The organism is Rhodococcus sp. (in: high G+C Gram-positive bacteria) (assembly GCF_049286785.1).
In the GTDB taxonomy this organism is placed as follows: Bacteria; Actinomycetota; Actinomycetes; order Mycobacteriales; family Mycobacteriaceae; genus Rhodococcus_F.
Window position 1 is genome coordinate 1 of the sequence record NZ_JBAQEO010000289.1, and the last position, 1,609, is coordinate 1,609.

Annotated in this window: 1 protein-coding gene; it reads right to left on the reverse strand. The window is 64.8% G+C overall.

The annotated features are described in order from the left end of the window. A partial coding sequence (locus WAW17_RS11390) for a condensation domain-containing protein (RefSeq protein ID WP_422333088.1) occupies positions 1-1,609 on the reverse strand: 1,609 nt, incomplete at both ends.

Here is a 1,609-nt window from a genome sequence, read left to right on the forward strand (position 1 = left end):
CAAGGTCGACACGGTTACGCAGCACCAGCGTATTCCCGAACATGCCCACCAGATCGTCGAGTGCCGCCTCGCCGCGTCCGGCGACCTGAACACCGACAGGTATGTCCTCGGCACCGCTGAGCCGCGCGAGAAGCACCGTCAACGCCGCATGGACCACCATGAACAGGGTCGAGTTGTTCTCACGCGCAAGCCGATCGATCCGATCGGCGAGGTCCGACCCCACCGAGAAGTTCACGACCGCACCCCGAGACGACTGCACCGGGGGACGCGGATGATCCGTCGGGAGCCCCAGGAGATCCGGCAGATCCGCCAACGCCTCTGTCCAGTACCGAAGCTGCCGCGAGATCAACGACTCCGAGTCGTCCTCGCCACCGAGTACCTCCTGCTGCCACAACGTGTAATCGGCGTACTGCACCTCGAGTGGCGACCACCCCGGCTCGTGTCCTTCCCGGCGAGCGGCATACGCCACTGCTATGTCCCGCGACATCGGGGCGGTCGAGCCACCGTCGCTGGAGATATGGTGCACGACCAACGCGAGCACGGAATCGTCCTCGCCGAGCTGAAAGAGCTTCACACGCAATGGAACTTCCCTGGCCACGTCGAAACCGCGGCCGACGAACTCGAATACCCGGGCATGCGCCTGCTCCGGAACCACCCGCTCCGGAACCAGATCCAACGACAACGCGGATACCGGGACGATCACCTGCGACGGACCCTCATCCGAATCCGGGAACATCGTCCGCAGCGCTTCGTGCCGGTTGATGACGTCGTTCACCGCGGCCCGCAGCGCGCTGACATCCAGATCGCCGGACAACCTCATCGCCAACGGAATGTTGAACGCCGCCGACTCCGGGTCGAACTGGTTGAAGAACCACATCCGCTGCTGCGCCAACGACAACGGAATACGATCCGGTTTTTCGCGGCGGGTCAACGCCACACGCGCACCCTCGCCGACATGCTGCTCGGCGCGGACCGCCAGCGCTTCGACCGTAGACGCCTCGAACATCACCCGCACCGGCACCCGTGTATCCAACGCTGCACCCAACCGGGACACCACCTGCGTCGCGATCAGCGAGTTGCCACCCAACGCGAAGAAGTCATCGTCCAACCCGACCCGCTCGACCCCGAGCACCTCCTCGAAGATCCCGGCGACGGTCTCTTCGACCGGGTTCGTCGGCGCCCGGAACTCCCGCGCGACGAACTCCGGCGCCGGCAACGCTTTGCGATCCAACTTCCCGGACGCCGCGATCGGGAACGCGTCGAGCACCATCACATTCGAGGGCACCATGTACGCCGGCAACGACTCACCCACCCGAGCACGCAAAACCTCGGGATCCAGGTCGACGTCCCTGCCGGCCACCACATAACCCACGACCTGATCGCCCACATGCGAATCACGGTGCAACACCGCCACCGCCTGCGCCACACCCGCACAACCGCTCAGAACCGCCTCGATCTCCCCCAGCTCGATCCGCAGACCCCGCAGCTTCACCTGGAAGTCGGTGCGACCCAGATACTCGAGATCGCCATTGGTGTTCCACCGCACCAGATCCCCCGTGCGATACAACCTCGAACCCCGCTCACCGAAAGGATCCGCTACGAACCTTTC